Origin of the sequence: Streptomyces sp. S063, assembly GCF_002832675.1 — a bacterium.
GTDB lineage: Bacteria > Actinomycetota > Actinomycetes > Streptomycetales > Streptomycetaceae > Streptomyces > Streptomyces sindenensis.
The window spans coordinates 2,440,258-2,465,069 of sequence record NZ_CP021707.1; the positions used below are offsets into that span (position 1 = coordinate 2,440,258).

23 protein-coding genes and 1 tRNA gene are annotated in these 24,812 nt (G+C 73.8%); 15 read left to right on the forward strand and 9 right to left on the reverse strand.

Annotated features, from left to right (window positions below):
- Positions 1 to 212: 212 nt before the first annotated feature.
- Positions 213 to 1,670, reverse strand: coding sequence for a sensor histidine kinase (locus tag CCZ36_RS10975; RefSeq protein ID WP_069738579.1), 1,458 nt, complete (start codon positions 1,668 to 1,670; stop codon positions 213 to 215).
- The gene (locus tag CCZ36_RS10980; RefSeq protein WP_079134128.1) at positions 1,667 to 2,398 is read right to left on the reverse strand and encodes a response regulator transcription factor; all 732 of its coding nucleotides are present in this window, start codon (positions 2,396 to 2,398) and stop codon (positions 1,667 to 1,669) included. The genes CCZ36_RS10975 and CCZ36_RS10980 overlap by 4 nt, the downstream gene beginning before the upstream one ends.
- Before the next feature lie 186 nt (positions 2,399 to 2,584).
- Between CCZ36_RS10980 and CCZ36_RS10985 the strand changes: the two genes are divergently transcribed.
- The gene (locus CCZ36_RS10985) at positions 2,585 to 3,148 is read left to right on the forward strand and encodes a hypothetical protein (protein WP_069738577.1); all 564 of its coding nucleotides are present in this window, start codon (positions 2,585 to 2,587) and stop codon (positions 3,146 to 3,148) included.
- A gap of 15 nt (positions 3,149 to 3,163) precedes the next feature.
- On the opposite strand, the gene CCZ36_RS10990 is transcribed toward CCZ36_RS10985, so the two are convergent.
- Positions 3,164 to 4,126, reverse strand: coding sequence for a spermidine synthase (locus CCZ36_RS10990; protein ID WP_069738576.1), 963 nt, complete (start codon positions 4,124 to 4,126; stop codon positions 3,164 to 3,166).
- 87 nt (positions 4,127 to 4,213) lie between these two features.
- Complete coding sequence (locus CCZ36_RS10995) at positions 4,214 to 4,624, reverse strand: hypothetical protein (RefSeq protein ID WP_234427804.1); 411 nt, start codon at positions 4,622 to 4,624, stop codon at positions 4,214 to 4,216.
- Positions 4,625 to 4,913: 289 nt separating this feature from the next.
- Between CCZ36_RS10995 and CCZ36_RS11000 the strand changes: the two genes are divergently transcribed.
- Complete coding sequence (locus CCZ36_RS11000; protein ID WP_128817556.1) at positions 4,914 to 6,287, forward strand: tetratricopeptide repeat protein; 1,374 nt, start codon at positions 4,914 to 4,916, stop codon at positions 6,285 to 6,287.
- Positions 6,288 to 6,454: 167 nt separating this feature from the next.
- Here the strand turns inward: CCZ36_RS11000 and CCZ36_RS11005 are convergent, their stop codons facing one another.
- Positions 6,455 to 7,051, reverse strand: a complete 597-nt coding sequence (locus tag CCZ36_RS11005; RefSeq protein WP_069738574.1) for a histidine phosphatase family protein — start codon at positions 7,049 to 7,051, stop codon at positions 6,455 to 6,457.
- 240 nt (positions 7,052 to 7,291) lie between these two features.
- On the opposite strand from CCZ36_RS11005, the gene CCZ36_RS11010 reads away from it, so the two are divergent.
- The 7 genes from CCZ36_RS11010 to CCZ36_RS11040 all read left to right on the forward strand — a co-directional run bounded on the left by CCZ36_RS11010 (position 7,292) and on the right by CCZ36_RS11040 (position 13,839).
- A complete protein-coding gene (locus tag CCZ36_RS11010) occupies positions 7,292 to 8,296 on the forward strand; it encodes a phosphatase PAP2 family protein (protein WP_128817557.1) in 1,005 nt (334 codons plus the stop codon).
- A gap of 106 nt (positions 8,297 to 8,402) precedes the next feature.
- Complete coding sequence (locus CCZ36_RS11015; protein ID WP_079149637.1) at positions 8,403 to 9,437, forward strand: hypothetical protein; 1,035 nt, start codon at positions 8,403 to 8,405, stop codon at positions 9,435 to 9,437.
- Entirely contained in the window at positions 9,428 to 11,044 is a 1,617-nt protein-coding gene (locus tag CCZ36_RS11020) for a hypothetical protein (RefSeq protein WP_069742631.1), read from the forward strand. The genes CCZ36_RS11015 and CCZ36_RS11020 overlap by 10 nt, the downstream gene beginning before the upstream one ends.
- Before the next feature lie 25 nt (positions 11,045 to 11,069).
- A complete protein-coding gene (locus CCZ36_RS11025; RefSeq protein WP_069738571.1) occupies positions 11,070 to 12,404 on the forward strand; it encodes an AAA domain-containing protein in 1,335 nt (444 codons plus the stop codon).
- A 98-nt stretch (positions 12,405 to 12,502) separates the two neighbouring features.
- On the forward strand, positions 12,503 to 12,844 hold the full coding sequence (locus CCZ36_RS11030; RefSeq protein WP_069738570.1) for a hypothetical protein: 342 nt from the start codon (positions 12,503 to 12,505) through the stop codon (positions 12,842 to 12,844).
- Between the two features lie 232 nt (positions 12,845 to 13,076).
- Entirely contained in the window at positions 13,077 to 13,775 is a 699-nt protein-coding gene (locus CCZ36_RS11035; RefSeq protein WP_069738569.1) for a bifunctional DNA primase/polymerase, read from the forward strand.
- Positions 13,766 to 13,839: transfer RNA gene (locus CCZ36_RS11040), tRNA-Lys, on the forward strand. The genes CCZ36_RS11035 and CCZ36_RS11040 overlap by 10 nt, the downstream gene beginning before the upstream one ends.
- Positions 13,840 to 13,919: 80 nt before the next feature.
- Here CCZ36_RS11040 and CCZ36_RS11045 read toward each other — a convergent pair.
- Complete coding sequence (locus tag CCZ36_RS11045) at positions 13,920 to 15,161, reverse strand: M6 family metalloprotease domain-containing protein (RefSeq protein ID WP_069738568.1); 1,242 nt, start codon at positions 15,159 to 15,161, stop codon at positions 13,920 to 13,922.
- A 386-nt stretch (positions 15,162 to 15,547) separates the two neighbouring features.
- Between CCZ36_RS11045 and CCZ36_RS11050 the strand changes: the two genes are divergently transcribed.
- The gene (locus tag CCZ36_RS11050) at positions 15,548 to 17,482 is read left to right on the forward strand and encodes a putative bifunctional diguanylate cyclase/phosphodiesterase (protein WP_079134129.1); all 1,935 of its coding nucleotides are present in this window, start codon (positions 15,548 to 15,550) and stop codon (positions 17,480 to 17,482) included.
- A gap of 39 nt (positions 17,483 to 17,521) precedes the next feature.
- Here the strand turns inward: CCZ36_RS11050 and CCZ36_RS11055 are convergent, their stop codons facing one another.
- On the reverse strand, positions 17,522 to 18,664 hold the full coding sequence (locus tag CCZ36_RS11055; RefSeq protein ID WP_069742633.1) for an LLM class flavin-dependent oxidoreductase: 1,143 nt from the start codon (positions 18,662 to 18,664) through the stop codon (positions 17,522 to 17,524).
- 174 nt (positions 18,665 to 18,838) lie between these two features.
- Positions 18,839 to 19,603, reverse strand: coding sequence for a maleate cis-trans isomerase family protein (locus tag CCZ36_RS11060; RefSeq protein WP_069742634.1), 765 nt, complete (start codon positions 19,601 to 19,603; stop codon positions 18,839 to 18,841).
- A gap of 321 nt (positions 19,604 to 19,924) precedes the next feature.
- On the opposite strand from CCZ36_RS11060, the gene CCZ36_RS11065 reads away from it, so the two are divergent.
- Positions 19,925 to 20,935 (forward strand): D-2-hydroxyacid dehydrogenase, encoded by a 1,011-nt coding sequence (locus tag CCZ36_RS11065; RefSeq protein ID WP_128817558.1) that lies wholly within the window; start codon positions 19,925 to 19,927, stop codon positions 20,933 to 20,935.
- Here CCZ36_RS11065 and CCZ36_RS11070 read toward each other — a convergent pair.
- The gene (locus CCZ36_RS11070) at positions 20,925 to 21,392 is read right to left on the reverse strand and encodes a hypothetical protein (protein ID WP_128817559.1); all 468 of its coding nucleotides are present in this window, start codon (positions 21,390 to 21,392) and stop codon (positions 20,925 to 20,927) included. The two genes, CCZ36_RS11065 and CCZ36_RS11070, sit on opposite strands and share 11 nt — an antisense overlap.
- A 222-nt stretch (positions 21,393 to 21,614) precedes the next feature.
- Between CCZ36_RS11070 and ehuB the strand changes: the two genes are divergently transcribed.
- From ehuB to ehuA, 4 genes are read left to right on the forward strand one after another with little or no spacing between them, the layout of a single operon-like run.
- Positions 21,615 to 22,517: an ectoine/hydroxyectoine ABC transporter substrate-binding protein EhuB gene (ehuB, locus tag CCZ36_RS11075; protein WP_069738563.1), complete on the forward strand. Its 903-nt coding sequence runs from the start codon at positions 21,615 to 21,617 to the stop codon at positions 22,515 to 22,517.
- A gap of 22 nt (positions 22,518 to 22,539) precedes the next feature.
- Positions 22,540 to 23,271, forward strand: coding sequence for an ectoine/hydroxyectoine ABC transporter permease subunit EhuC (gene ehuC, locus CCZ36_RS11080; protein WP_128817560.1), 732 nt, complete (start codon positions 22,540 to 22,542; stop codon positions 23,269 to 23,271).
- Positions 23,268 to 23,909, forward strand: coding sequence for an ectoine/hydroxyectoine ABC transporter permease subunit EhuD (gene ehuD, locus CCZ36_RS11085; protein WP_128817561.1), 642 nt, complete (start codon positions 23,268 to 23,270; stop codon positions 23,907 to 23,909). Before ehuC ends, ehuD begins: the two co-directional genes overlap by 4 nt.
- Complete coding sequence (gene ehuA / locus CCZ36_RS11090) at positions 23,899 to 24,756, forward strand: ectoine/hydroxyectoine ABC transporter ATP-binding protein EhuA (protein ID WP_128817562.1); 858 nt, start codon at positions 23,899 to 23,901, stop codon at positions 24,754 to 24,756. The genes ehuD and ehuA overlap by 11 nt, the downstream gene beginning before the upstream one ends.
- Positions 24,757 to 24,812 lie beyond the last annotated feature (56 nt).

Consider the following 24,812-nt stretch of genomic DNA (forward strand, 5'->3'; position numbering starts at 1 on the left):
GGTACGGCGGTCGGGGGAGCCGGTGTCCCCGCCGCCACCGGGGCGAACGGTGGCGGCGGGGGCCGACGTGGGGGCCCCGGGGGAGGTGGGGGTTCGACGACTTCCCGGGGTTGCTTCAGGAAGAACGCTAGCGCCTGCGCAACGGGCGAAGCGGGCGTTACGGACAGGGGCGGGTGTTCTTAGGTTCCGCTTAAGGAACGCATCGGAGCCGGTTAATGCTGGGCCCCCGGGCCGGTCGTGGTCCGGGCGTCCTTCCGCCGCCGCCACCCGATCCGGCGGCCCACCCGGCGGCCGTGGCCGCGCCGGCCGCGCTCGGCGCGGTTGCCGTGCAGGCCGATCCAGATCCGGACCTCGGTGCCGCCGAGGACGGACCGGCCGATGCGCAGGTCCCCGCCGGTGGACTCGGCGACCCGGCGCACGATGTCCAGGCCGAGGCCCGTGGAGCCGACGGAGCCGCTCGCCCCGGTGCGCCCGCTCGTGCCCCGGGCCAGGGCCGCCTTCGGGTCGTCGATCCCCGGGCCGGCGTCGGAGACGAGGACGATGACCGCGTCGCCGCTGTGGTGGACGTCGACGGCGAAGGCGGTCCCCTCGGGGGTGTGGCGGAAGACGTTGCCGAGCAACGCGTCGAGCGCGGCGGCCAGTTCGGTCCGGGCGACGGGGATGCGTACCGTACGGCCGACTCCCGCGAGGCGCACCTCGCGGCCCTCGTCCTCGGCTAGCGCCGACCAGAAGCCCATGCGTTCGCGGATCACCTCGGAGGCGTCGCAGCCCGCCTCCGCCTGCCCGCCCTGGGTCTGCGGGCGCTGTTCGCGGGCGGTGCGGATGATCGTGTCGACCTCGTGCTCCAGCTGCTGGACCGCCGCCCGGGTCTGTTCGGCCGCCGGGCCCTCGCCGAGGGACGCGGCGTTCAGCCGGAGCACGGTGAGCGGGGTGCGCAGCCGGTGCGAGAGGTCGGCGGCCAGCTCGCGTTCGTTGGCCAGGAGCTGGACGACCTGGTCGGCCATGGAGTTGAACGCGACGGCGGCGGACCGCAGTTCCGTGGGCCCCTCCTCGGGGACCCGGGTGCCGAGGCGCCCCTCCCCCAGGTCCTGGGCGGCCCCGGCGAGGCGCTGGGCGGGCTGCACCATCCGCACGCCGAGCCGGTCGGCGACCGCGACGGAGCCGACGATCAGGGCGACGCCGACGCCCGCCAGCATCAGCCAGGCGGTGGCGACCCCGTGGGAGACCTCGCCCTCGGGGACGAACACCTCGACGACGGCGATCTCGCCGGTGCTCAGCGCGGTCGGCTGGAGGAGCGCGAACCCGCCGGCGACCTCGGTGATGGAGGCCCGTCCGGCCTTGCGCACGGTCTCCACGTCCTTGGGCGTGGCGCGCCGGGTGCCGATGTCCAGCGCCTCGCCGCCGGTTCCGTCCGCCGCCTTCCCGGGGGCCGGAACGTGGACGGCGAGGTGGCCCCGGTCGCCCGGTTCGGTGGACAGGACGGCCCGGGTCAGCTCCTCGCGGTCGGTGGTGATGGAGAGGGTCGGGGCGATCGTCCCGGCCTGGCGTTCGGCGTCGGAGAAGGCCCGGTCGCTGGCCATCTCCCGGATGACGAGTCCGAGCGGTACGGCGAAGGCGATGACGACCATCGCGGTGACCGCCAGGCAGACCTTGACCAGGGCCCATCTCATGCGGGCGGCTCCGTGACCGGCGCACCGGCGTCCGGGGCGCCGGCCGGCGGCTGGAGTTTCACGCCGACGCCGCGCAGGGTGTGCAGGTAGCGCGGGCGGGCGGCGGTCTCGCCGAGCTTGCGGCGCAGCCAGGAGAGGTGGACGTCGATGGTCTGGTCGTCGCCGTAGGACTGCTGCCAGACCTCGGCCAGCAGCTCCTTGCGGGCGACGACCACGCCGGGCCGCCCGGCCAGGAAGGTGAGCAGGTCGAACTCGCGCCGGGTCAGGTCGAGTTCGGCCCCGTCCAGTTCGGCGCTGCGGCGCAGCGGATCGATGGAGAGCCCGCCGACGCGGAGGACCCGGGGCGGCGGCGCCTCGCCCCCGGCGGCGCGCGAGCGGCGGAGCACGGCGGCCATCCGGGCGGAGAGGTGCTCGACGGAGAACGGCTTCGTCAGGTAGTCGTCGGCGCCGTCGTTGAGCAGCCGGACGATCTCGCTCTCGTCGTCCCGGGCGGTGGCGATGATGACGGGGACGTCGGTGATGGACCGCAGCATCTTCAGCGCCTCCGCCCCGTCCAGATCGGGCAGCCCGAGGTCGAGGATGACCACGTCGAAGCGGAAGTGCGCGACCTCGCGCAGCGCTTCGAGCGCGGTGCCCACGCTCCGTACCGTGTGGGAGGCCTCACTGAGGTGCCGGATGAGGGCGGAACGTACGAACTGGTCGTCCTCGACCACGAGCACACTTGCCATGGGCGGCACCGTACGCCATGGCGAGGGGCCCGGTCCCGGCCCCGTCGGAATCCTCCGCAAAGGCCGGAGAAGGGCGTTCGCCCCGTCGGCGCGACGGATTCCGAGGCGGTCCGTGCCGGGCCCTTGGGGGGTCCGGAGCGGACCGCGCGGTTCCAGGAGCGGGCCGGGTGGTGCAGGATGTGCCCGATGCAACGAGGACTCGTACACGCGCTGGCGTGGTCGCTCGCCACCGGCGCGGCGGTCACGCTCTCGTGGTGGGGTGTGCACACGGTCATGACGGGGACGGCGTACGACCCGCCCCGCGCCGTGCCGATCTCGGTGGGCGCGGGGGCTCCTCAGCGCATCGGGCAGAGCACCGAGGCACCGCTCGTCTCCTCGACGCACCGGACGTCGCCCTCCCCCTCCGTCCCCGCCTCGCCGAGCACCGGCGGCGCACGCCCTTCGAAGTCGGCCCCGAGCCCTTCGCGTACGCCGTCGGCCAAGCCGCCCGCGCGGACGACTCCGGCGAAGGCTTCGGGCCGGGTGAAGGGCTATCGGACCGACGGCGGCCGGGTGGTGTTCGAGCTGGGCGCCGACTCGGCGAAGCTGGTCTCGGCGACGCCCGAGCCGGGCTGGTCGATGCAGGTGTGGACGAACGACGCCTGGATCCGGGTGGACTTCAGCGACGGGGGCGGGACGAACGGCACGACGTATTCGGTGTTCTGCACCTGGAACGGGACGCCGCCGACGGTGCAGGTCGTCGAACCGTAGGCCGTGGTGGCCCGGTCAGGGGTTCTCGAAGACGGACGGCGGGGGCGCGGGCGACGGCTTGGCCGCCGCGTCGGTGACGACGGCCGCACCGCCGGTGAAGTCGGTGAGCGCACGGCCGTGTTCGACCCGGCCGGGGTGCGGATCGCTCGCCACCCGCCGGGTGAACTCCGCGACCGGGAGCGGCAGGGCGGAGGCGAGCAGGACCGCGTTGCCGAAGCGGCGGCCCCGCCACACCACCGGGTCGGCGGCCAGCGCCAGTTCGGGGAAGACGGCGGCGGCAGTGGCGACCTGGCCGCGCAGATGGGCGAGCGGGGGCCCGTCGGCGAGGTTGGCGGCGTAGCGCCCCTCGGGTTTCAGCACCCGGCGTACCTCGCCGAGGAATTCGGCGGAGGTGAGGTGGGCGGGGGTACGGGCCCCGCCGAACACGTCCGCGATGACCAGGTCGGCCCAGCCGTCGGGGAATCTGCCGAGCCCTTCGCGGGCGTCGGCCGCCCGGACCCGGACGCGGGCCTGGGGGTCCAGCGGCAGGTGGTCGCGGACGAACTGGACGAGCGGCGCGTCGAGTTCGACGATCTGCTGGGTGGAGCGGGGCCGGGTGGCGGCGGTGTACCGGGCGAGGGTGAACGCGCCGCCGCCCAGGTGCAGGACGTGCAGCGGCTGGAGCGGGGGCGCGGCGAGGTCGATGATGTGGCCGAGGCGGCGCTGGTAGGCGAACGACAGGTACGTGGGGTCGTCGAGGTCCACGTGGGACTGCGGGGCGTTGTCGATCAGGAGCGTCCAGCCGTGCGGGCGCTCACGGTCGGGCCGGAGCTCGGCGACGCCGCCGCCGACCGGCCGGGAGACGGCTTCGCGCTCACCCCGGCCCCCGCCGCGCCCGGAGCCCGGGCGTTCCTGACGGCCCTTGGCCTTCGCGCTCCCGGTGGCGGCCTTCTCCGCGCCTTTCCCCTTGCCCCGGCCCGGCGTTCCTCGACGTGCCACGTTCGCTGGTCCTTGCTGGTGGGGGCCCGGGGTCGCCGGCCTGGCGGAGACGCGCGGAGGTGTTCCGCCCGTCCGGCCATTATGGGCTCAGCGACAGCTGTCGGCCGCCTCGATCAGCCGGGCCGCCTGGTCGAGGGCGGCGCGCAGCACGGCCGGATCGGTGACCGGGGCGTCCTCGGCGGGCGGGAGCAGCCAGCCGGATCCGGAGACCGGCGGCTCGGTCGGGATGCGCAGCCCGCGGCCGTCGGTCCGCGTACAGGCGCTGCCGGGTACGTCCCAGCCGTCGGCGGTGCCCGGCGGTACGAGGAAGCCGAGGGTGTCGCACGTCCCGTCGTGCAGGACCGGGCCGACGGCCTCCTGGTACCGGCCGCGGCGGAGGATGTCGACTGCTTCGAGGCCCTGCCGCGCCGGGACCGTGACGAGGTCCAGGGGCGGGCCCGCCGGGGCGGGGGTCGTCGCGGTCGTCCGTGAGCCGGTCTCCCTGCCGAGGTGCAACAAGGGAACCCCTCCTCTCATCGCCGAACGGAGCCACACTCCGTCTCCGCAGGGACCAACGCGCGGGCGCGTCAAGGGCTACGGGCTCACACCGCCGCAAAGGGTGGCAGTTCATGGCGGATCACGGGCGGTATGACCGATTTCGCACCGAAACGCTGTGTGTGCGACTCGTCACAGCAGGTACGTTCTTGCTCCGCCGGGACACCGGAACTCCGGGGAGGCCGGGGCGACCGGGGAGACCCGGGGACGCCGGGTGGCACGACCCCCGGCCTGCACCAGAGAGGGGCCGGACATGGCGTCGACAGGGGCAGTTCCCAACCTCGCCTTCCGTCAGCTGCGCGGCCGGCGCTCCGCCGGGGAGTTCGCGGCGGCCGTCCGCAGAGCGGCCCGGGAGATCGGGGAGCAGGTCGCGTGCGACGCCCGGTACATCGGACGCGTGGAGTCCGGGGAGATCCGCTGCCCCAACTACGCCTACGAACGCGTCTTCCTGCACATGTTCCCCGGCTCCTCCCTGACCGACCTGGGGTTCTCCGCCCGCGAGAGCGTACGGGGCCGGGGCGCCCGGGTCGTATCGGAACCCCCGCCTCCGTGCCCGCCCACGGCCGCCCCGTCGCCCCGCGACACCGATCCCGACGACATCCCCGAGGAGAGCGACGTGCTGCGTCGCGTGTTCATGACGAGCGGCACCGCCACGGTGGCGGCCGCTTCCCTGGGTCTCGGCGGGGCGCCCGCCTCCGCCGCCCGGGTCTCTCTGCCCACGCAGCGCCGGGTCGGCGAGGCGGAGGTGATCGCCGTCGAGAAGGCCGTACGCCAGATCCGGCTGCTGGACGACCGGCACGGCGCGGACGGGCTCTACCGGCGGGCCGCACAGCCGCTCCGCGCGGCGTACGAGCTGCTGGACGCCGGGAGCACCGCGCGGCGCACCACCTCGGACCGGCTCCACGCGGGCGCGGGCGAGCTGGCCATCTCGGTGGGGTGGCTGGCCCATGACTCGGGCCGCTTCGACGACGCCCGCTCGCACTACGCGGAGGCACTGGCCACGGCGCGGCTGGCGGGGGACGCGGGTCTCGAGGCCCACGCGTTCTGCAACACGTCCTTCCTGGCCCGGGACGCGGGGCGGCCGCGCGAGGCGGTACGGGCCGCGGAGGCCGGTCAACGGGCGGCCCGCACGCTGGGGTCGCCCCGGCTGCTGGCGCTGCTCGCGCTGCGGGAGGCGGGGGGCCGGGCGGGGCTCGGTGACCGTACGGGGTGCGACCGGGCGATCGGGCGGGCCCGGGCGGCGTTCGACCGCGGGCCCGCGTCCGGCGACCCCGAGTGGATGAGCTTCTTCCGGGAGGCCGAACTGGAGCTGCTGGAGGCGCAGTGCTGGTCGGCGTTGGGCGACTGGTCCCGGGCGGCGCGGCACGGGCGGCGGGCGGTGGTGCTCCAGGACGCGCACTTCACCCGGAACCTCGCCCTGTACCGGGCTCAGCTCACGGGTGACCTGGCCCGGGCGGGCCGGGCGGACGAGGCGGCGGCGACGGGGCACCAGGTGCTGGACCTGCTGACCCGGGTGCAGTCGTCGCGGATCCGGGGGATGCTGGCGGGCGCGGCGCGTGTGCTGGGCCCTCGGGCGGGGGCGCCGGAGGTGTCGTCGTTCCTGACCCGCCACGCATCGAGCCCGTAGAGCGACGACCGGGGCCGCCGCCCCCAGCCCGTCGAGCGGCACCCACCCAGCCCGTCCGGCAAGGGAGGACGGAACCGTGGAGCACGTTCCCGGGTGCGCATCAGGGTCTCCCCCGTCCCCGGGGCCCGCGAAGCTCCCGCCCGTCGGCGAACGGTTCCGAAAGCCGGTCAGCGGTCCAGGTGGCCCGTGTCGTTCCAGCGTTCCACGGCCGGCAGGCCGTACGCCCAGCCCAGAACCGACAATGACGTGGGCTCGAGGCGGATCCGCGCGCCGAAGGACAGGTCCTCACCGAGCCACCGGGCTCCCAGCGCCCGCAGGATGTGGCCGTGCGCGAAGACCAGCACGTCCCGGTCCGAGGACCGCGCCCACGCGACGATCTCGTCCGCACGGGCGGTGACGTCGGCGACGGACTCCCCGCCCGGCGCCCCGTCCCGCCAGATCAGCCAGTCCGGCCGCTCCGCCTTGATCTCGGCCGGGGTCAGCCCCTCGTACGCTCCGTAGTCCCACTCCATCAGCGCGTCCCACCGCTCCGCCCGCTCCCCGAAACCGGCGAGGTCGCAGGTGTCCGCGGCCCGGACGAGCGGGCTGGTGCGGACCTCGACCCCGGGCAGCCCGGCCCACGGCGCCCGGTGCAGCCGCTCGCCGAGCAGCTTCGCGCCCTCGCGCCCGCTGTCGAGGAGCGGGATGTCCGTCCTGCCGGTGTGGTTGCCCCGGACCGACCACTGGGTCTGGCCGTGCCGGGCGAGCAGGATGCGCGGTGCCATGAAGGCTCTCCCTGGAACGCTGGTGCTGGGTCCTCCATCATCCCGCACCGGCCCGCCAGGCAACCTCCCGGGCCCGGCGGGCGTCCCACCCTGCGCAGTCCCCCGTGCCACGGAACGGGCCACGGCGGGAGCGCTGCGTACGGGACGTCCGGAAGGGGACCCCCGGGGGACGCGGTGGCACGGCGCCGCCGTACGGTTGAACGTTCGTCGTCGGCCGCATGAACATGGGGGAGCTACCGGATGCCGCACGCCACCGCGCCGCCCGCGACCGGTCATCGGCCCCGTTGGTGGACGGAACTGCCACTGATCGCGGTGGTGTACGCGCTGTACTCCGTGGGCCGCCTCCTGGTGCGCGGCGACGTGTCGACGGCGGTCGACCACGGACTGGCGATCCTCCGGTTCGAACAGGCGCTGTACCTCAACGCCGAGCACCCCCTGAACCGTCTCTTCACCAGCACCCCGTCCATCGGCATACCCGCCGACTTCGCCTACGCCTCCCTGCACTACGTCATCACTCCGGCCGTCCTCGTCTGGATGTTCCGGCGCAGATCGGCGGCGTACCGGGCGGCCCGGGTCTGGCTGATGAACTCCACGCTGCTGGGGCTGGTCGGCTTCACGCTGATGCCGACCTGCCCGCCCCGGCTGCTGGACGCGAGCCACGGTTTCGTCGACACGATGGCGCAGTACAGCGCGTACGGCTGGTGGGGCGAGGGTGCGAGCGCGCCGCGCGGCCTGAGCGGGATGACCAACCAGTACGCGGCGATGCCCAGCCTGCACGTCGGCTGGTCGCTCTGGTGCGGGATCCTGCTGTGGCGGCACGGCCGCCACCCGCTGATACGGGCGGCGGGAATCGCCTATCCGCTGATCACCACGATCGTCGTGATGGGCACCGCCAACCACTACTTCCTGGACGCCGTCGCGGGCGCGGCCGTGATGGGCGTCGGGGCCCTGCTGGTCAAGCCCGTCATCCGGTTCGCCGACGGGGCCAAGGCGCGGCTGGCCGGCGTCCTGCCGGGCGGTCTTGCCGGCGGCCGGAAGCAGGGCGGCGCGAGCGCCGCCGTCGCGTCGATTCCGGCGACCGTGTCCCCGGATGTCAGTGCCGGGTGCAAGACTTCCCCGGGTGAGCGAATCCCCGGCCAGCGGACCACCTCCGCAGATCCCCCCGGCACGGCAGTCGGCGGCCCGGCGGCCAGAGACGCCGCCGACGCGGACGCGAGCGACGACGCTGCGGCAGCGGCTCGCTGAGCTGCGCGGTCCGTCCGTCGCACCGCATCCGCTCGACGCCAGAGCCCTGGCCGCCCTCGCCGCCAACCCCGGCTGCAAGCGGCGGGCCCTGCTGGACGGCGCCGGGGTGGACAAGGGCGTGCTGGCCACCGCGCTCGGCTCGCCCGCCCCCTTCGGGCAGTCCCAGTTCGCCTTCATGCGGGGCAACGCCTTCGAGGCGAAGGTCAAGGCCGACGGCGGCGCGGAGCTGCTGCGTCTGCTGTACGAGCGCCTGGGCGGCCCCTCCGCCGCCCCCGGCCCGGACGTCGCGACCCCCGATCTGAGCGCCGCCGGTCCCGAGGGCCGGGCGGCGCGCACCGCGCTCGCGCTGCGCGAGGCCACGGCGGCGGGCGGCTGGGCACTGCTGGACCATCCGATGCTGGCCCTGGAGGTGGCGGGCTCCCCCGCGTATCTGGAGCCCGACGCGGTGGTCGTGCACCCCGACGGCCGGTGGACGGTCGTCGAGATCAAGTCGTTTCCCATGATCGACGCGTCGGCCGACGCGTCGAAGGTCGGCGCCGCCGCCCGGCAGGCCGCGGTGTACGTGCTGGCGCTGGAGCGGGTCGCGGCGGTCACGGAGGGTGCGGAGGTGGGTCAGCGGGTGCTGCTGGTCTGCCCCAAGGACTTCTCGAACCTGCCGACCGCATCCGTCGTGGACGTACGCAAGCAGCGTGCGGTGACCCGGCGGCAGCTGACCCGGCTGACCCGGATCGAGGACATCGCGGCGGGGCTCCCGGAGGGGACGACGTTCGATCCGGCGTGCCCGTCGGAGGAGCTGGACGCGGCGGTGGCGGCGGTGCCACCGGCGTACGCCCCGGAGTGCCTGGCCGCCTGCGAGCTGGCCTTCCACTGCCGGGCGAAGTCCCGGGCCGAGGGGGCGGTGGAGGCGCTGGGCCGGAGTGTGCGCGGTGAGCTGGGCGGGCTGACGACGGTGGCCGGGGTGCTGGCCGCCGCCGCGGGCAAGGAGGGCGATCCAGCCGATCCGACGGTCGCGGCGCTGCGCCGGGCCGCCGCGCTGCGGGCCGAGGCCCTGGAGAGCGCCGCCGCCCTGCGGGCCGAGGCGGGGGAAGCCGCCTCCGTCGCACGCGCCGGAGCGCCGGAAGGTGCGGCCGCATGTCGCTGATCACCACCCTGGCCCGGCTGGAGGCCGTCGACACCGGCCGTGCCCAGCCGCTCGCGACCGTCCGCCACCGGCATCTCACCGACCGGCCGCTGGTGCTGGTGCCGCTGACCACCGCCGGTGAGGCCGGGGCCCCGCTCGGGGCGCTGGTCGGCACGGACCGGGAGGCGCCCCGGCTGCTGGCCGTCGCCCAGCCCCGGGACCGGGACCTGCGGTTCGCGTTCCTGGCCGAGCTGGCGGAGGCGGTCCTGCCGCACATCGAGGCGTACGCGGACGTCGTCGAGCCCGCCGAGCGCAACGAGACCGATCCGGCGACGGGCAGGAAGACCAAGGTCGAGGTCGAGCTGTGCACGGACGCGGGCCAGCTGATCGTGCCGAGCCGGGCGGGCGTCGAGTTCGTCCGGCTGCTGGGCCGGTCCATGCGGTTCCGCCGCACCGCCGAGGACGACCCGGACACCCCGTATCCGGCCCCGGCCCGGGTGCCGCTGCTCGGCCGCTGGCTGACGCACTACGGGGAGCGGGCCCGGGTGCCCGGCTCCTCGCTGCTGCTGGCCGCCACGGATCTGCTGAACCGGCACTGGGCGACCGGGCAGAGCAGTCTGGAGGACCAGCACCTGGGCGCGCTGCTGTCCTGGATCGACCCGCCGGCCGGTTCCTCGGGGGCCGAGGCCGCGCTGCGGGCGGAGCTGGCCCGGGACGCGGAGGGCCAGCTGCTCTGTCCCCCGGCCGGTCCGGCGACCGACCCGGACTTCGACAACCGGCTCCTCGCCCCGGCGATCGAGCGGTACGACCGGGCGCGCACCGCCCTCGCGTCCGCCGAGGACGGGCTCGCCGCGGACGCCCGCCTGGGTGAGCTGAGCGGCGCCGAGCGGGAGATCCGTTCGCTGCTGGCGCGGGTCATGCTGCCGACCTGGGATGCGGTCTGGCGCGGTCTCGACCTGCTGCGGGAGCTGCCCGAGGGGTCCCGGGCCGAGGACCGCTGGACCCGGGACCGCTGGTCGTTCACCGCGCACCGCGACCGGGTGCGCTCGGGCGAGCCGCCGCAGCCGCGCCGCGACGACGCGGTGACGGCAGCACAGAAGCTGGCCTCCCGGGAGACCGCCCAGGCCCAGCTGGAGGCGCAGGAGGCGCTGGACGATCCGCTGGTGCTGGCGGGGCGGCGGCTCGCGGGCGAGGCGTTCGTCGCGACGGTGACGGATGTGGAGATGACGTACACCGAGTCGAAGCGGCCGTCGCCGCGCCCGCTGGTCACCGTCCGCACGGACGAGCGGCCGCATCTGGGCGAGCGGACGAAGGTCTACCGCACGCTGGAGGGCAAGCCGCAGACGGCGGAGTTCGTGCGGGCCGAGGAGGAGACGGGCCAGGACGGCGAAAGCCTGCTGGTGCTGCGGATCCTGGACCGGATGGGCCGGGGCAAGGAGCCCGCGCCCGGTTCGGTGCCGGAGCCCGGGGCGCGGATCTCCTGGACCCTGTTCGAGCACGACCAGCGCGGCGGGCCGAAGCTGCCGGATCCGGACGATACGCCGTGGACCCACGGCGGGCCGCCGGGCGCGGACGCCGCGACGCGCGCGGAGCAACCCGACCCCGTGACCCCGGAGGACCTGCTGTGACCACTGCCATCCGGGAGGACCTTCCGTGAGCACCGTCTTCGATCCGGGCGCGGCGGCGGCCCGTGCGACCGGCGCGATCCTCGACGACACCCTGCACGGCGGCAGCCGGGGGGTCGTCGTGGACTCGCCCCCGGGGGCGGGCAAGTCGACGCTGGTGGTCCGGGCGGCCCTGGAGCTGGCCGCCGCCGGCCATCCGCTGATGGTGATCGCGCAGACGAACGCCCAGGTCGACGACCTGGTCGTACGGCTCGCGGAGAAGGACCCGGAGCTGCCGGTGGGGCGGCTGCACAGCAGCGACTCCGACCCGTACGACAAGGTCCTGGACGGCCTCGCCAACGTCACGAAGTCCGCGAAGGCCGCCGATCTGGCCGGGCTCGACGTGGTGATCTCGACGGCCGCCAAGTGGGCGCACGTGAAGAACGTGGAGCCGTGGGGGCACGCCATCGTCGACGAGGCGTACCAGATGCGTTCGGACGCGCTGCTGGCCGTGGCCGGGCTGTTCGAGCGGGCGCTGTTCGTCGGGGACCCGGGACAGCTGGACCCCTTCTCCATCGTGGGCGCGGACCAGTGGGCGGGGCTGAGCTACGACCCCTCCGCGAGCGCGGTGTCCACGCTGCTCGCGCACAATCCGGAGCTGCCGCAGCACCGGCTCCCGGTCTCCTGGCGGCTCCCGGCGTCGGCGGCGCCGCTGGTGTCGGACGCGTTCTACCCGTACACACCGTTCCGCAGCGGTACGGACCACGGGGACCGGAAGCTCTCCTTCGGGGTGGCGTCGGACGGGTCGGGGCCCGACCGGGTGCTGGACGAGGCGGCGGAGTCCGGCTGGGGGCTGCTGGAGCTGCCCGCCCGGCACACCCCGCGCACCGACCCCGAGGCGGTACGGGCGGTGGCGCTGGTGGTCCGGCGGCTGCTGGACCGGGGCGGCGTCGCCACCAGCGAGCGGGCCGAGGAGCCGGTGCCGGTGACGGCGGACCGGGTGGCGGTCGGCACGGCTCACCGGGACCAGGCGGCGGCGGTGCGGGCGGCGCTCGCGGAGCTGGGCGTCACGGGCGTCGCGGTCGACACGGCGAACCGGCTCCAGGGCCGCGAGTTCGACGTCACGGTGGTCCTGCACCCCCTGTCGGGCCGCCCCGACGCCACGGCCTTCCACCTGGAGACGGGCCGCCTGTGCGTGCTGGCGTCCCGGCACCGGCACGCCTGCGTCGTGGTGTGCCGGGAGGGGGTGGCGGACCTGCTGGACGAGCACCCGTCCACGGAGCCGGTCCAGCTGGGCGTCACGGTGAAGTTCCCCGACGGCTGGGAGGCCAACCACGCGGTGCTCGCCCATCTCGCGGAGCACAAGGTGCGCTGGAAGCCGTAAGAGGTGGCCGGCCGGCGAAGCTCGGGCCCCGGGGCCCCCTTGCGGGGGGTTGGACAATGGAGGGTGGCCGTCCTGGCCGTGCGAGGGAGGAACAGCACATGACAGAGTCCGAGCGGAACGAACGGCAGCGGCTGCGCCCCGCGCCGCTGCTCTTCGAGCCGTCTCAGGCCACGGCGGACCCGGAGCACTTCTTCGACCTGGAGTCGCTGGAGGACCCCCGTGAGCTGCTGGCCCGGGCGACCGAGCTGACGCAGGCCTTCCGCGCGGCGACGGACCGGTCGGTGGAGTTCCAGGCGATGGCGGCGGCGCAGCTCGCCGACCCGCGCCGGTTCGACCGGCTGACCGCCGCGGATGTGGCGGAGCGTGCGGAGTGGACCGAGGACTACGCGAAGAAGATGATCGAGTTCGGCCGCTCGCTGCTGGACTCCCCGGGAGCCTGACGCAGGGGACCGGGCCCGACTCCCCCGGAACTGCGCGTGGGCCTTCGGAACCTGTGAGGCCTCCGGGACCTTTGTGGCCCGTGGGGCGGCCGGGGCAGATGCTGCGCCGTCAGGCCGGGGGTCAGGTCCCGTGGCATATTCCGGCGCGCAAGATACCCCTCCCCCTCCTCGCCTGTCCCGGTTTCCGGCAACTCTCGGAATCAGTTCCGTCACTCCCGGTAGACCTTGCTTCATGAGCGCATGGCTGAAAGACACAACGACCCTGCAGGCCGGTGCCGCCGTCGCGCACCACGGCGTCGACATCTTCGCCTTGCTGCGGGACCAGTCCGGATCCCAGGCCGCACAGGTCACGGCGGCCGGCGCCGCCTGGCTGGCCGGGGCGACGCCCTACCCGCGCAGCACGCTCGCCCAGTGGGAGGAGCGCCCCACGGCCCCCGGAGTGCTGCCCTGCGGTTCCGCCTTCGACGTGGTGAACGTACCGGCACTGTTCGGGCGGCGGATGCTGGAGCGGCTCTGGGCGGAGGGTCCCGGCTCCGGTCCGGTCGCCACGCACCGGGGCCGGATGCTGCTGTTCGCGGCCCCGGGAACGGCCCAGCGGCTGCCCTCGCTGCTCGCCTGGGAGGAGTGGGGAACGGGCGGTTCCGAGGATTCCGGAGAGGCCGGGGACGGACGCGGGCCGGTGCCGCCCCTGCTCTGCCACGGCACCGGGGACGCCGTGACCGTACCGCCGCTGACCTGCGCGTCGTCGGACGGCGGGCCGCGCTGGGTGGTCGCCCCCGACACCCGCAACCCCTGGCTGCCGGGTCCCGATGTGCTGCTCTGGGCATGTGTGCGGGTGAGCCGGTCCGCCTCCTCCCGGGCTGCCGCACCGTCGATTTTTCCTCGGACGGATCAGGGTGCTAATGTCTACGACGTCAGCAGGCGCCGTTAGCTCAGTTGGTTAGAGCAGCTGACTCTTAATCAGCGGGTCCGGGGTTCGAGTCCCTGACGGCGCACAGACGGAAGAAGCCCCTCGCGAAAGCGGGGGGCTTCTTCGTGTGCGCGAACGACCGGGGCCGGGCCGGACGCCGGGGGTTCAGACTCCGGCGGTGATCCGGACGGTCCAGGAGCCGGTCGGGGTGCGGTCGGCGACCTCGACGCGGGTGCCGGCGCCCGGGACGGTGAAGGTCTCGCCGACCCCGAGCGGCGCGTCGGCCAGTGGCGGGTAGACCGAGCGTTCCCAGCAGGCCCCGGTCTCCGGATGGGTGTCGACGACCTCGACGGGTCCCCCGCCGGAGGCCGTGCCGCTGCGGACGCGGTAGATCAGGATGCCCTCGGCACAGGTGTCCCGGTCGTTGCCGGTGGCGCTGCGGGCCTCGATGGCCAGGACGCTGTCGGCGCCGGTACGGACGACGGCGAGCCGGGTCCCGATCGACCCGCCGGGCACCGGGGCGGCGGCGACCGGCTCCAGGGTGAGGTCGGCCGAGCCCCGGACGCAGACGACCTGCCGGCCGCCGAGCCAGCCGAGCTTCCACTTGTGCCAGCCGAACAGGTCCGGGGCGAGGCCGAACTGGCTGCCCATGACGTCCCAGTCGCCGACGTACGTGTCCCAGTCGCCCTTGCCGTCGGTGGGCCGGTGGTAGAGGTCGGCGAGGTCGAAGACGTGCCCGGTCTCGTGGGCGAGGACGTTGCGGTCGGGCGGGTGCTGCTCGAAGACCGTCACGACACGCCGGATGTCGTGGTCGTCGGCGCGCAGCGGCCGGTCGAAGTTGACGACCTTCGTGGCGTCGGAGTCGACGCCGGGTGCGTCCGGGTCGGCCACCAGATAGACGACGTCGTACCGGGAGAAGTCCACCTCCGGGTCGGCGGCGGCGACGGCGTCCCGCAGATAGGCGGTGCGCCGCTCGGCGTTCCAGTCGCGCTCTATGGCGTACCAGGTGGAGTCGCGCGGCATCTGCGTCCAGCTCCGCTGCGGGTGCGCGCGCAGGGTGAACCGGCCGTAGCTGGCGCGCTCGAAGAAGCGGGTGGTGGCCGGGAAGTGGTCGGCGGTGAGTTCCTCGGGGGTGAGCACGGGCTCGGAGTCCGGGAAGGACAGGAAGATCATGACCGCGTCGAGACCCCGGTCGGGGCGCGGATAGGCCGCGTTCCAGGTGTTCAGGCCGAGCGAGTGGTGCGCCTCCGTCCGGGGCAGGGCACAGGCGGCGGCGTCCCCCGTGGCGGCCACTGCGGGGCCCGCGGCGAGGGACATGGCGGCGAGCGCCAGGAGGGAGGTCGCGGCGGCGGCCAGACTGCGCAGGGGCGGCCGCCGATCTCCCCCGGGTCCGCGACGGCACGGCACATCGACCTCCGGGTGGGGAAACACGGTCCATCCCGTCCACCCTGTGCCGCCTCACCACGCCACGCCCTGTTGTGCTGCCCCACACGGGTCAGCGGTCAAAATCACCACCCACACCTTCACGGAACGTCACCGTCGGTCAGTCCGGTCGACCGATGCAACAGATCCGCGCAGAAATGACCAGGTCCGGGCAAAGCGGAATGCCGGCTCCCGATCACTTCCGGCCGCGCGCGGTGGCCCGGACCGGACGGCGAGCTGGAACGGCCGACGCGCCACCCTCTATGCTTCACCACGCTTTCCCGCGTGGAACGGGCCCCTTCACGGGGCCACCACCCGGTGGCCAGTCCGACCCCACCAGTTCACATCGACCTTCACAGCGGGAGCGAGCGGTGAGCGGAACCTCCGAAGGGCCGAGGGCCTCGGCAGGCACGGCCCCGGGCACGCCCGCAGCGCCGGTCACGGAGCGTCATACGGCAGTCCCGGCCGAGAACGGTCCCATCCGGCCCGATTCCGCCCGGACCGATTCCGCCCGGACCGGTCCCGGCGGTGGCGACGCCGGTTTCACCGCTTCCGAGCTGCGCGACTACCGGGCGGCGTTCAACGCCGCCACGCTCCCCATGGGCGTCGTCGACGGCCGGGGCCATGTCGTGCGGGCCAACGAGGCGCTCGGCGGACTGCTGGGGGCCCCGGCGGCGGTCCTCGCCGGGCGGCAGGCGTGCGAACTGCTCGACCTCGCCACCGACGACCGCACGTGGCACGCGTACCGCGAGGTCCTCCTCGGCCGCCGCTCCCGGTTCCGCTGCACGCGCCGCCTCAAGCACCCCGACGGGCGCTCCCTGTGGGCCGAGATCACCGTCGTACCGATGACGGGGGCCTCGGCGGCGGAGTCCGCCCGGGTGCTCCTGACGGTCGCGGACGTCAGCGACCGGCGGGAGCTCCAGGAGCGGCTGCGCCATCTCCAGATGCACGACCCGGTGACCCGGCTCCCCAACCGGACGCTGTTCTTCGAGCGCCTCGCCTCGACCCTGGAGACCCCGCCGTACCAGGACGACTCCCTGCCGCCCCGGCAGCACGCCCGGATCGGCCTCTGCTACCTGGACCTGGACGGCTTCAAGGCGATCAACGACACCCTGGGCCACCGCACCGGGGACCGGCTGCTGGCGGCCGTCGCCGCGCGGCTCACCGACTGCGCCGAGAACGACGCCTCCCGCAACGCCGGGGGCAGCCGGCTGGTGGCGCGCCTGGGCGGCGACGAGTTCGCGATCCTGGTCGAGGACTCGGCCGGCACCCAGGAGCTGACCGACCTGGCCCGCTCCGTCCTCGCCGCGCTCCAGCAGCCGTTCGACCTGGCAGGCCAGCGGCTCTCGGTCTCCGCGTCGATCGGCGTGGTCGAGCGGACCGCCGCGGGCACCTCGCCCACCGGTCTGATGCAGGCCGCCGACACCACGCTGTACTGGGCGAAGGCGGACGGCCGGGCCCGCTGGACCCTGTTCGACCCCGAGCGCAACGCCCACCGTATGACCCGCCAATCCCTCTCCTCGACGCTCCGGCCCGCCGTGGAGCGCGGCGAGTTCACGCTGGAGTACCAGCCGCTGGTCGGGATGGCCGACGGGGTGCTGCGCGGGGTCGAGGCGCTGGTGCGCTGGAACCACCCGCAGTTCGGCGTGCTGCCGCCGAATCGGTTCGTCCAGATCGCCGAGGAGGACGGTTCGATCGTCCAGCTCGGCCGGTGGGTGCTGCGCACCGCGTGCCGGCAGGCGCGGCGCTGGCAGCTGGACCATCCGGACGAGCCGCCGCTGTTCATCAGCGTCAACGTCGCCGTACGGCAGGTCTGGGACTCCGACCTGGTGGCCGACGTGGCGCAGATCCTGGCCGAGACCGGGCTCGCCCCCGGGCTGCTCCAGCTGGAGCTGACCGAGTCGGCGGTGATGGGCTCGGGCGGTCGCCCGCTGAGAGCCCTCCAGGCGCTGAGCGACATGGGTGTCCGGATCGCCATCGACGATTTCGGGACGGGTTATTCGAACCTCGCCTACCTCAGCCGGCTGCCCGTCTCCGTGCTGAAGCTGGACGGGGCGTTCGTGAAGGGCTTCCGGTACGAGGACGGTACGCATCCGAGTCCGGCCGACGAAACGATCGTGGAGGCCATGGTGCAGCTGGCGCACCGCCTGGGCCTGACCGTCACCGCGGAGTGCGTGGAGACGGCCGGGCAGGCGGAGCGGCTGCGGCGGATCGGCTGCGACACCGGTCAGGGCTGGCTGTACTCGCGGGCCGTGGCACCGGAGCAGATCGCGGGGCTGATCGGATCCCGGCCGCTGGAGGGCTGACCGGGACCCCGCACGGTCCACGGAGCGGCCGACAGGCCCCTACGAGCCTGCGGGCAGCCCGTACGCGTCCGCGATCAGGCCGTAGCTGCGCAGCCGCGCGTCCCCGCCGTGCGCGTTGGCGGTGATCATCAGCTCGTCGGCGCCGGTGCGCTTGGCCAGGTCGTCCAGGCCGGTGCGGACCTCGTCGGCGGTGCCGTGGATGACGTTGGCGAGCCAGCCGTCGACGAACTCCCGCTCCATCGGGGAGAAGTCGTGCGCCGCCGCCTCCTCCGGGCTCGGGATCAGCCCGGGGCGGCCGGTGCGCAGCCGGACCATGGACAGGGCCCCGGTGAGCACCTGGCGGCGGGCCTCGCGCTCGTCGTCGGCGGCCAGCGCCGAGACCCCGATCAGGGCGTACGGGGCGTCCAGCACGGCGGAGGGCCGGAAGGACTCGCGGTACAGGTCGAGCGCAGGGATGGTGTTCTGCGCCGAGAAGTGGTGCGCGAAAGCGAAGGGCAGCCCGAGCGTCCCGGCCAGCCGCGCGCTGAAGCCGGAGGAGCCCAGCAGCCAGACGGGCGGCCGGTGCGCGGACTGGACCCCGCCGGGGGACGTCGCCTGGACCGGGCCCGGCACGGCGTGGATCCGGGCGTACGGGTGTCCGTCCGGGAAGTCGTCGTCCAGGAAGCGGATCAGCTCCATGAGCTGCTGCGGAAAGTCATCGGCCCCGTCGTTGAGCCGGTCCGTGCGGCGCAGCGCCGCCGCCGTCGCGCCGTCCGTGCCCGGGGCCCGGCCGAGCCCGAGGTCGATCCGGCCCGGGGCCATCGCCTCCAGGGTGCCGAACTGCTCGGCGATCACCAGCGGGGCGTGGTTGGGCAGCATCACCCCGCCGGAGCCGAGGCGGATGCGCTCGGTGTGGGCGGCGATGTGCGCGAGGATCACGGCCGGGGACGACGAGGCGACCCCGGGCATGGAGTGGTGCTCGGCGACCCAGAAGCGGTGGAAACCGCGGCTCTCGGTGAGCTTCGCGATCTCCACGCTCGTGCGCAGGGCCTGGGTCGCGGTGCGGCCCTGCCCCACGGTGACCAGGTCGAGGACGGACAGCGGAACGGAGGCCGTCCCGGCTGCCGCGCCCCGGATCCCGTCGCCGTCGGCCGCCCGGCCGCTCGCGTCGCCGCTGGTCTCGTCGCGTCGGATGTCGTCCACGTGTCGGCCTCTCCCGGTGCTGCTGTCGTCCGTACGTCTGCGTATCGGAGGAGTACAACAGGAGGCTGGCTCCGCTTTATTCCCGAAGGGCGCGGGCTCGCGCGGGGCACGTTCCCGAAGGGCGCGGGCTCGCACGGGGCACGTTCCCGGCGGGCCCGGGGCCGACGCGGCGCGCTACTCCCGTACCTCGATGCCCTTCGGCTCCAGCTGCCGCAGCACCGGCTCACGGGTGGCGAACAGGGTGCCGAGCATGGGCGCCCAGGTCCGGCGGTCGGTGAGGCGCAGCCCCTCCCAGACGGTGACCTGGTTGGCGGTGAGCACGGGCTTGCCGACCAGTTCCTCCAGCTCGGGGAGGTACGCGGTGGTGTGCAGGGAGGTGTCCGGGACCAGCACCACCTCGGCGTCCGGGTGGTCCGCCTCGCGCACCAGCCGCTTCACCTCGTCCGGGCCCCAGGATCCGGCCTCGGCCGCCGAACCGGCCCCGCCGGACGCTGCGGCCACCACCTCGATGCCCGCCGACGCCAGGAACGCGGCGAAGAGCCCGGTGACGTCGTCCGGGTAGGGCGCGGCGACGGCGACCCGGCGGGCGCCCAGCTCCCGTACCGCGTGGCCGAAGCCGATGGAGGTGCTGGAGGCGGGCAGCCCGGCCGCCCGGGCGAGCGTGGCGATCTGCTCGTGCGCGCCTTCCCAGCCCTGCCCGAAGCTCCCGCCGCTGGAGGCCCAGATCAACGCCTCGGCCCCGGCCAGGCGCAGCTCCTCGACGCCCTCGGCGATCCGGTCGGGGTCGCCCTGCTCGCGCAGGGCGTCGGCGCGGTAGACGTCCTCGCCGGTCTCGGTGGAGAACAGCGGCAGCCGGATGTCGGTGTCGAGCAGGATCTCGGTCCGTGGGAAGTCGTCCTCGGCGGCGTGGCCCGGGTAGAGAAGTCCTACGGTCGTCATGTCCACCCTTTCCTGTGCGTCGACGGCTCGCCGCGCGGCGGGCGGGTCCCCTCGCCGGGTCGCGGCGGGCGGGCCCCTCTCGGAATCCCGGCCGGGGCCCGTCACGGGGCGGCCCCGGGGCCGCCGCGGCCCTCCGGACGCTCCGGCGGCCGTGACCGCGCGACCGGTCACTCTTGCCCCGACTTGTTCCCAGTATTCCCCCGGGCGGCCGCCGGGGCGCGCGGCCGGGCGTCGTTGACGCGGCGGTGAGCTGCTGCGAGCGTGGGCGGTCGATCTTGTCCGTTCCGTCTTGTCCGTTCCGCCGCGGAGGGCCGACCACCCATGCCGGATCCCGTCCTGCTCGTCCTCGACGCCGACCCCTCCCCGCGGCTCGGCCGGCTGACCGGCCGGGTGGATGTGCGCCACGCGGACGCCGCCACGCTCGCCGAGCGGCTGCCGGCCGCCGATGTGCTGCTGGTGTGGGACTTCGCGTCGGACGCCGTACGGAACGCCTGGCCGGGTCCGGGGCGCCGGCCGCGCTGGGTGCACACGGCGAGCGCGGGCGTGGACCGGCTGCTCTGCCCGGAGCTGGTCGCCTCCGACACCGTGCTGACCAACGCGCGGGGGATCTTCGAGCGGCCGGTCGCGGAGTACGTGGCGGGGCTGGTGCTGGCGATGGCCAAGGACCTCCCCGGCACCCTGGAGCTGCAACGGGAGCGGCACTGGCACCACCGCGAGGGGCAGCGGGTGGCCGGTTCCCGGGCGGTGGTCGTCGGCGCGGGCCCCATCGGCCGGGAGATCACCCGGCTGCTGCACGGCCTCGGGGTCACCGTGGCCCTGGTGGGGCGGACCGCCCGGCGCACCATCCACGGGGCGGCGGATCTGGACCGGCTGGCGGCGCGGGCGGACTGGGTGATCGCGGCGGCCCCGCTGACCGCGACGACGCGCGGGATGTTCGACGCCCGCTTCTTCGGGCTGCTCCAGCCGTCGGCGCGCTTCATCAACGTGGGGCGCGGGGCGAGCGTGGTCCAGGCCGACCTGGTGGACGCGTTGAACCGCCGCTGGTTCGCGGGCGCGGCGCTCGATGTGTTCGAGGACGAACCGCTGGGCCCGGACAGCCCGTTGTGGGACGTACCGGGGCTGCTGGTCTCACCGCACCTGAGCGGGGACACGGTGGGGTGGCGCGACCGGCTGGGCGAGCAGTTCGTCGCGCTGTACGAACGCTGGGCGCGCGGCGAGCCGTTGCCCAACGTCGTCGACAAGGAACGCGGTTACGTCCCCTCCGCCGACCTCTCCCCCGGCCTCGCCGGACTCAACGGGCCCGGTGAACCCGGCGACCGGGTCACCGGGTGAGCGGCGCGGCCCGGACGACGAACGCCTCGATGGACTCCCTGGCCGCGGCGTCCAACGCGTCGTGCTCGGCCTGGTCCTGGGCGGTCGAGACGTCCCGCGTGCGCCGGTAGGCCTCCTCCGCGGCGCCGACCACCTCCGGGTCGTCGGTGAGCAGTTTGACCCGGTAGAGCACCTGCCGGGTGGCGGTGCGCAGCCGGTGGGCCTCGTCGCGCGCCTCGGTGAACTCCTCGGCCGCCCGGCCCCGCGCCATGCGGTACCAGCGGCCCGCCTGCCCGTGCCGGTACTCCTCCGCCGCGGCGGCGAACGCGCTGTAGGTGGCCGTGCGTTCCTGCCGGAGCGCCTCGGACCGGGAGAACCTCTCCGTGCGCGCGGCGGTGAGGCGTTGGAAGAGGTGCGTGACCGCGGCTCCCAGGAGCGTTCCCCCGACCGCGACGACGCTTGTCCATATGGCGACCATGGCACCAGCTGATCACAGAAGTGGCGGACGCGGAGTCATGAATCCTCCGCCGCGGGGAACACGCCCCGCGCATCTCCGGTCGCACTCCGCCTTCTCCGGGCACGGGAAGGTCTCCTTCCGGCCACTGTTGGGTTACATGCATCCGGCTACCCGCATAGACGTACGGGAGCGGGCAGGCGCTCACCCTGTCCGGACTGTTCGACCTCCAGGAGATTGCGAACCATGGCTGAATTCCCGAACCTGTCCCGCCGGGGTTTCCTCAACGGAACGGCGGCCGTGGGCGGCCTCCTGGTCGTTCCCGGCCTCCTCACCGCGTGCAGCAAGACCGACTCCGGCTCCGCGACCGGCGAGGGCGCCCTGGAGAAGCTCCGTAAGCAGGGCTTCGTGCGGGTGGCGTACGCCAACGAGGCCCCGTACGGCTACCTGGAGGGCGAGGAGCTCAAGGGCGAGGCCCCGACGCTGCACCGGGAGATCTTCCAGGCCCTCGGGGTGGACGAGCTCAAGCCGACGCTCTCCGAGTGGGACGGGCTGATCCCGGGGCTCCAGGCCGGGAAGTACGACGTGGTCAGCGCGGGCATGGCCATCACCCCGGAGCGCTGCGGCAACGCGATCTTCTCCGAGCCGGAGTTCATCTCGCCGACCGCGCTGATGGTGCGGAAGGGCAACCCGAAGAAGCTCACCGACCTGGACTCCGCGAAGGAGGCGGGGGTCACCATCGGTGTGATGTCGGGTGCGGTGGAGGGCAGTTACGCCAAGGGCGCTGGCATCCCCGAGGGCAAGATCAAGACGCTGCAGAAGCCGCAGGACGGGGCCGACGCGGTCAAGGGCGGCCGGATCGACGCCTTCCTGCTCACCGGCATCTCGCTGCGCTGGCTGGCGAAGACCAACCCGGACACCGAGGTCACCGAGGCGTTCGTGCCGAAGCTGGACGGCAAGGAGCAGTTCTCCCCCGGCGGCGCGGTGTTCCGCAAGGGCAACGAGGACCTGCGGGACTCCTTCAACCGCGAACTGAAGAAGATCGTCTCCGACCGCTCGCGCTATGTGCAGCTGCTGGAGCCGTACGGGTTCGGGGAGACGGAGATCCCGCCCGCGGACCTGAGGACGGCGGACCTGTGCAAGGGCTGACGGGGCGGGCGGGGGCGCACGCATGAATGACTTCTTCTCCCTCCTCGTCGAGGAACTCCCCCGCGTCCGGTCCGGTCTGTGGGTGACGCTCCAGGCCACGGTCCTGGGCGCGCTGCTGGCCGGAGTGCTGGCGTTCGCGCTCGGGCTGATGGCGGGCAGCAGGCTGCTCCTGGCCCGCGGGTTCTCCCGGGTGGTCGTGGAGTTCTTCCGGGGCACCTCCCTCTACGTCCAGCTGTTCTGGTTCTACTACGCGATGCCGATGCTGACCGGCTACGAAATGGAGCCACTGGCCTGCGGGGTGGTCGCGTTCGGCCTCAACTTCGGTGCGTACGGCGCCGAAGTGGTGCGGGGCGCCGTCAACTCCGTACCGCGTGGTCAGTACGAGGCGGCGATCGCCCTCAACCTGAGCCCGACCAGACGGCTGTGGAAGGTGATCCTGCCCCAGGCATGGGTGCAGATGATCCCGAGCTTCACCAACCTGCTGATCCAGTTGCTGAAGGCGACCCCGCTGCTGTGGCTGCTCTCGGCCGCCGATCTGATGACGGTGGTGCAGCAGCTGCGCGACCGTACCGGTGAGACGGTGACCGCCTATCTGACCCTGCTGGCCGTCTACTTCGTACTGGCGTACGCCCTGACGATGCTGATGAATCTGCTGGAGCGGAGCGCCAAGCGGCGGCTCGGCCTGGACACCGGCGCGAAGAGCCTGTTCAAGAGCCGCAGCGCGTCCAGGACCGCCGTGGGAGGTGCCCGGTGAACGGCTTCGACTGGAACGCCGTCGGGGAGTCCCTGCCCGCCCTGCTGAACGGGTTCAAGATCACCCTGCTCGCGACCGTGCTGGGCACACTGGTGGCGGCCGTGCTGGGGCTCGCCGTCGCGATGGCCGGACGCGCTCCCAGCAGGTTCGTGACGGTCCCGGTGCGCGCCGTCACGGAGTTCGTCCGCTCCACCCCGCTGCTCGTGCAACTGGTCGGTGCGGCGGCCCTGTTCAACACGGTGGAGCCGTTGTACATCGGCATCGCGGTGCTGGGCGTCCACTACTCCGCGTACACCTCCGAGGTCTACCGCGCCGGGATCGACGGCGTACCGAAGGGCCAGTGGGAGGCGTGCCGCGCGCTGTCGCTGTCGCCCCGGCGCACGTGGCAGGCCGTGATCCTGCCGCAGGCGGTGCGCAATGTGCTGCCCGCGCTCGGGAACTACGCGATCTCGATGTTCAAGGAGACGCCGTTCCTCGCCGTGATCACGGTGCAGGAGATGGTCTTCGAGGCCCGGAAGTACGGGGCCGACCACTTCGCGTACACCGAGGTGTTCACCCTCGCCGGCCTGATCTTCCTGGTCGCGAGCTACCCCACGTCGCTGTTGATGAGAAAGCTGGAGAAGCGCCTTGGCCACTGATCCCCTCCCCTTGAAGAAGACGGAGTCGCCCGGGCCGGCCGCAGTTCCCGAGGACGCCGTCCCGGCCGCGGCCCGCACCGGTGAGCCGCTGGTGCGGTTCGACAAGGTGGTCAAGCGCTACGGCGACCATGTGGTCCTGGACGAGCTGGACTTCACCGTCGACCGCGGCGAGCACGTCACCCTGATCGGGCCCAGCGGCTCGGGCAAGACCACGATCCTTCGGCTGCTGATGACGCTGGAGAAGGTCAGCGGCGGGGTGATCTGGGTCGACGGCTCCCCGCTGACCCACCTGCGCACCCCGGACGGTTCGCTGAAGCCCGCGGGCGAGAAGCAGTTGCGCGAGTCCCGGAAGAAGATCGGGATGGTCTTCCAGCAGTTCAACCTCTTCCCGAACATGAAGGTGATCGAGAACATCACCGAGGCCCCGGTCAGCGTGCTCGGCAAGAGCCGCGAGGAGGCGGAGGTCCGGGCCCGGGAGCTGCTGGACCTGGTCGGGCTCTCGGCGAAGGTCGACGCCCACCCCTCCCAGCTCTCCGGCGGCCAGCAGCAGCGGGTGGCGATCGCGCGGGCGCTGGCGATGGAGCCGGAGATCCTGCTGCTGGACGAGGTGACCTCCGCGCTCGACCCGGAGCTGGTGGCGGGGGTGCTGGAGCTGCTCGGCGACATCGCCCGCAACACCGACATCACCATGCTCTGCGTGACCCACGAGATGAACTTCGCCCGGGACGTCTCGGAGAAGGTCCTGATGTTCGACGCGGGACGGGTCGTGGAGTCCGGATCCCCGGAGAAAATCTTCTCCGACCCGTCACACGAACGTACGCGCGAGTTCCTCAACGCGGTCCTGTGACCTCGGAGTTGATACGCCGCTCATGACGGTGGCATATGCCAGGCGGGTGCGCCCCA